We start from the raw sequence: 4,615 nt of genomic DNA, 5'->3' as shown, positions 1-4,615 counted from the left end.
ACTAATGAAGCTGGATCTGCCTGCTGGCGTCGACGTCGAAATCAAGTTGTAAAAAGCGGGCGGCATGGATATAATGCCGCCCCTTCAGCTGTACCAAGTCGCCGGTCAATTGTAATCGGCACCTACAACCCTCGCTCGCGGCTCTCTGTCGCCGGCTTGAGATAGGAAATACAAAGATGAGTATCGGGCTCGTTGGCCGCAAGGTCGGCATGACCCGCATTTTCACCGAGAACGGCGCGTCCGTTCCGGTGACTGTGCTGGAAATGTCAAACAATCGTGTGACGCAGGTGCGCACGCCAGAAAATGACGGTTATTCCGCTGTGCAGGTGGCCTTTGGATCCCGCCGCAATAGCCGTGTCAACAAGTCGGAAGCGGGTCATTACGCCAAGGCGGGCGTCGACGCAGGCGAACTGCTGCGCGAGTTCCGCGTGTCGGCGGATGTCGCCTCGCAGTATCAGCCGGGTACCGCAGTGTCGGTCGAGTTGTTCCAGGCCGGGCAGAAGGTGGACGTTACCGGGGTGACGCAGGGCAAGGGTTTTGCCGGCACCATCAAGCGCCACAATTTCAGTTCCCAGCGTGCGACGCACGGCAACTCGCGTTCGCACAACGTGCCGGGCTCCATCGGTATGGCGCAGGATCCGGGCCGCGTGTTCCCGGGCAAGCGGATGTCGGGCCATATGGGTGCGGTGACCTGTACCAAGCAGAATCTGGAGGTCGTGCGCGTCGATTCGGAGCGCGGACTGGTCTTGTTGAAAGGTGCTGTTCCGGGCGCCAAAGGCGGGCACGTGGTGGTGCGCCCGGCTGTGAAAGGGGGTGCCTGATGGATTTGGCTGTCATTAACGAGCAGGGTCAGCAGGTGACCAGCGTTGCGGCTTCCGATGAAACCTTCGGTCGCGATTATAACGAGGCGCTGGTGCATCAGCTGGTGACGGCGTTCCAGGCGAACGCGCGCAGCGGTAACCGCGCGCAGCTGACGCGTGCCGAGGTGAGTGCGTCGACGCATAAGCCGTGGCGTCAAAAAGGCACCGGCCGTGCGCGTTCCGGCCGTACCTCGAGCCCGATCTGGCGCGGGGGTGGCGTCACTTTCCCGAACAAGCCGAACGAGAATTTCACCCACAAGGTGAACCGCAAAATGTATCGCGCGGGCCTCGCAACCATCCTGTCGCAGCTGGCGCGTGAAGGCAAGCTCAAGGTGGTGGAGAGTCTGGGCGTCGATTCGCCCAAAACCAAGCTGCTGGCCGGCAAGCTGAAATCAATGGGCTATGGCAAGGTCATGATCATTGCGGACAGCGTGGACGACAACCTGTGGCTGTCGTCGCGCAACCTGCCGAACGTCTACGTGGTCGAGCCGCATCAGGCTGATCCGTGGAGCCTGGTCAAATTTGGCAACGTGCTGATCACCAAGGCGGCGGTCAAGCAGTTTGAGGAGATGGTGTGATGGGTGCGATCAGTCAGGAGCGTCTGCTCAAAGTCATTCTCGCGCCGGTGATCTCCGAAAAGAGTACGCGTGTTGCAGACAAGCAGAATCAAGTGGTGTTTCGCGTGTTGCCCGACGCGACCAAGCAGGAAATCGGAGCGGCGGTTGCGAGCCTGTTCAAGGTTGAGGTTGCGGGTGTGCAGGTGCTGAACGTCAAGGGCAAAATCAAGCGCACCGGTCGTGTCACGGGCCGCCGCGACAACTGGAAGAAAGCGTATGTCACCCTGAAGCCGGGTCAGGACATCGATTTCGCGTCCGGTCAGTAAGGAAGAAAATCATGGCATTGATTAAAGTCAAACCCACCTCTGCCGGCCGTCGCGCAGTCGTCAAGGTCGTCACCCCGGGGCTGCATAAGGGCAAGCCGGTCGCGGCGCTGCTCGAACCGCAGAAGCGCGGCTCCGGCCGTAACCACCATGGCCATATCACGGTGCGCCACAAAGGCGGCGGTCACAAGCAGCACTACCGCGTGGTTGATTTCCGCCGCAACAAGGATGGCGTCGTGGCCAAGGTTGAACGGCTGGAGTATGACCCCAACCGTTCCGCGCATCTGGCTTTGCTCTGTTACGCCGATGGCGAGCGCCGCTATATCATTGCGCCGCGCGGCGTTCAGGTCGGCGCACAGTTGGTGAGCGGCGCCGAGGCGCCGATCAAGGTGGGCAACTGCATGCCGCTACGCAGCATTCCGGTCGGCAGCACGGTGCACTGCGTCGAGATGATGCCGGGCAAGGGGGCGCAGATTGCGCGCTCTGCGGGCACGTCGGTCCAGCTGCAGGCACGCGAGGGCAGTTATGCCCAATTGCGGCTGCGCTCCGGTGAAATCCGCAAGGTTCACGTTGATTGCCGTGCCACGCTGGGCGAGGTGGGCAATGAAGAGCATAGCCTGCGTTCGATCGGCAAGGCGGGTGCCAACCGCTGGCGCGGTGTTCGCCCGACAGTCCGCGGCGTCGTGATGAACCCGGTTGACCACCCGCATGGCGGCGGTGAAGGCCGGACTGCGGCTGGCCGCCATCCGGTCAGTCCGTGGGGTACGCCGACCAAGGGTTATCGCACCCGCAGCAACAAGCGCACCTCCAACATGATCGTCCGCCGCCGTCAAGCGCGCTGATTGAGGTAGAAAGATATGGCACGTTCAATTAAAAAAGGCCCCTTCGTCGATGGGCATTTGCTGAAAAAGATTGAGGCCGTTCGCGGCTCCAATGACAAGCGCCCGATCAAGACTTGGTCGCGCCGCTCCACCGTGTTGCCCGATTTCATCGGCTTGACGATTGCGGTGCATAACGGCCGCCAGCATGTTCCGGTGTTCGTGACCGAGAACATGGTCGGCCATAAGCTGGGTGAGTTTTCCCTGACGCGTACCTTCAAAGGACACGTTGCGGACAAGAAGGCGAAGAAATAAGGAGCGCATGATGGAAGTTTCTGCGATTTTGCGTGGTACCCGCTTGTCCGCCCAGAAAGGCCGTCTGGTCGCTGACCAGATCCGCGGCCTGCGCGTGGAGAAGGCATTGAACATCCTGGCCTTCAGCCCGAAAAAAGGCGCCGGCATCATCAAGAAAGTGCTTGAGTCGGCGATTGCCAACGCCGAGCACAATGAAGGTGCGGACATCGACACTCTGACAGTCAAAACGATCTGCGTTGACCAGGGTTCGGTGCTGAAGCGTTTTACCGCCCGCGCCAAAGGCCGCGGCAACCGTATTAGCAAACCGACCTGTCACATTAGCGTGACGGTCGGGGATTGAGGAAGCGCCATGGGACAAAAAATACATCCGATTGGATTCCGTCTTGGTGTTCAGCGCATCTGGACGGCCAAGTGGTACGGTTCGAACCGCAATTTCTCCAGCACGCTGCTGGAAGACATCAAGGTCCGCGACTACCTGAAGAAGAAACTGGCGCACGCTTCGGTCTCCAAAGTGCTGATCGAGCGTCCCGCGAAGAATGCACGCATCACGATTTTCAGCGGCCGTCCTGGCGTGGTGATCGGCAAGAAAGGCGAGGACATCGAAGTCCTGCGCGGTGAGCTTTCGCGCCTGATGTCGGTACCTGTGCATGTCAATATCGAAGAGGTGCGCAAGCCGGAAACCGATGCGCAGATCGTTGCCGACGGCATCGCCCAGCAGCTTGAAAAGCGCGTGATGTTCCGCCGTGCCATGAAGCGTGCCATGCAAAATGCCATGCGTCTGGGTGCGCAAGGCATCAAGATCATGAGCTCCGGTCGCCTGAACGGGGCGGAGATCGCCCGCACCGAGTGGTACCGTGAAGGCCGTGTGCCGCTGCACACCTTGCGCGCAGAAATCGATTATGGTTTTGCCGAAGCCAAGACCACCTACGGCATCATCGGCATCAAGGTTTGGGTATACAAAGGCGATGCGCTCAACCGCGGCGAGCAGCCTGCGGCAGCCGATCAGGAAAAGCGCGGCAAGAAATCAGGAGTGAAACATGCTGCAGCCAGCTAGAAGGAAATTCCGCAAGGAACAGAAAGGCCGTAACACCGGACTGGCGACTCGTGGCGCCAACGTGAGTTTTGGCGACTTCGGTCTGAAGGCGGTCGGCCGCGGCCGTCTGACTGCGCGCCAGATTGAGGCGGCGCGTCGTGCAATGACGCGCCACATCAAGCGCGGCGGCCGCATCTGGATCCGTATTTTTCCGGACAAGCCGATTTCACGTAAACCTGCCGAAGTGCGGATGGGTAACGGAAAAGGCGCGCCGGAATATTACGTCGCTGAAATTCAGCCCGGCAAGGTTTTGTACGAGATGGATGGGGTGAACGAAGAGCTGGCACGCGAGGCTTTCCGCCTGGCGGCTGCGAAGCTGCCGATCGCAACCACCTTCGTTACCCGCATGATCGGGAGCTGAGTGATGAATACACAAGAAATGCGCGGAAAGAATACCGCAGAACTGAAGCAGGAACTCGAATCCCTGCTGCGTGCCCACTTTGCACTGCGTATGCAGGTGGCCACCCAGCAGTCGAACAAAACTGCCGACCTGGGCAAGTTGCGCCGTGATATTGCCCGGGTCAAGACCATTATGCGCGAGAAGGCGGGTCAAGCATGACTGAAGTCAAGAAAATGGTTCGCACGCTGACAGGGCGTGTGGTGAGCGACAAGATGAACAAGACGGTGACGGTGCTGGTCGAGCGTCGCG

9 protein-coding genes and 1 pseudogene are annotated in these 4,615 nt (G+C 60.0%); all 10 read left to right on the top strand.

Features of this window, described 5'->3' with window-relative positions; all coding sequences use genetic code 11:
- Window positions 1-176: 176 nt before the first annotated feature.
- Window positions 177-821, top strand: coding sequence for a 50S ribosomal protein L3 (gene rplC, locus Q0L94_RS09000; RefSeq protein WP_296752661.1), 645 nt, complete (start codon window positions 177-179; stop codon window positions 819-821).
- Window positions 821-1,438, top strand: a complete 618-nt coding sequence (gene rplD / locus Q0L94_RS08995; RefSeq protein WP_296752659.1) for a 50S ribosomal protein L4 — start codon at window positions 821-823, stop codon at window positions 1,436-1,438. The genes rplC and rplD overlap by 1 nt, the downstream gene beginning before the upstream one ends.
- Window positions 1,438-1,743: a 50S ribosomal protein L23 gene (gene rplW, locus Q0L94_RS08990; RefSeq protein ID WP_018079503.1), complete on the top strand. Its 306-nt coding sequence runs from the start codon at window positions 1,438-1,440 to the stop codon at window positions 1,741-1,743. The genes rplD and rplW overlap by 1 nt, the downstream gene beginning before the upstream one ends.
- 11 nt (window positions 1,744-1,754) lie before the next feature.
- Entirely contained in the window at window positions 1,755-2,582 is an 828-nt protein-coding gene (rplB, locus tag Q0L94_RS08985) for a 50S ribosomal protein L2 (RefSeq protein ID WP_296752653.1), read from the top strand.
- Between the two features lie 15 nt (window positions 2,583-2,597).
- Window positions 2,598-2,873 (top strand): 30S ribosomal protein S19, encoded by a 276-nt coding sequence (rpsS, locus tag Q0L94_RS08980; protein WP_018079505.1) that lies wholly within the window; start codon window positions 2,598-2,600, stop codon window positions 2,871-2,873.
- Window positions 2,874-2,883: 10 nt separating this feature from the next.
- Entirely contained in the window at window positions 2,884-3,213 is a 330-nt protein-coding gene (rplV, locus tag Q0L94_RS08975; protein WP_296752650.1) for a 50S ribosomal protein L22, read from the top strand.
- A gap of 9 nt (window positions 3,214-3,222) precedes the next feature.
- Complete coding sequence (gene rpsC, locus Q0L94_RS08970) at window positions 3,223-3,927, top strand: 30S ribosomal protein S3 (RefSeq protein WP_296752646.1); 705 nt, start codon at window positions 3,223-3,225, stop codon at window positions 3,925-3,927.
- On the top strand, window positions 3,911-4,327 hold the full coding sequence (gene rplP, locus Q0L94_RS08965; protein WP_018079508.1) for a 50S ribosomal protein L16: 417 nt from the start codon (window positions 3,911-3,913) through the stop codon (window positions 4,325-4,327). Before rpsC ends, rplP begins: the two co-directional genes overlap by 17 nt.
- A 3-nt stretch (window positions 4,328-4,330) precedes the next feature.
- Window positions 4,331-4,525 (top strand): 50S ribosomal protein L29, encoded by a 195-nt coding sequence (gene rpmC, locus Q0L94_RS08960; protein WP_296752643.1) that lies wholly within the window; start codon window positions 4,331-4,333, stop codon window positions 4,523-4,525.
- Window positions 4,522-4,615, top strand: a pseudogene (locus tag Q0L94_RS08955) (30S ribosomal protein S17); the annotation flags it as partial. The gene rpmC and the pseudogene Q0L94_RS08955, both read left to right, overlap by 4 nt.

It is taken from the genome of Thiobacillus sp., assembly GCF_024708915.1.
Note: the sequence above shows the minus strand (reverse complement) of the source record. Positions and strands in the feature narration are given on the sequence as shown.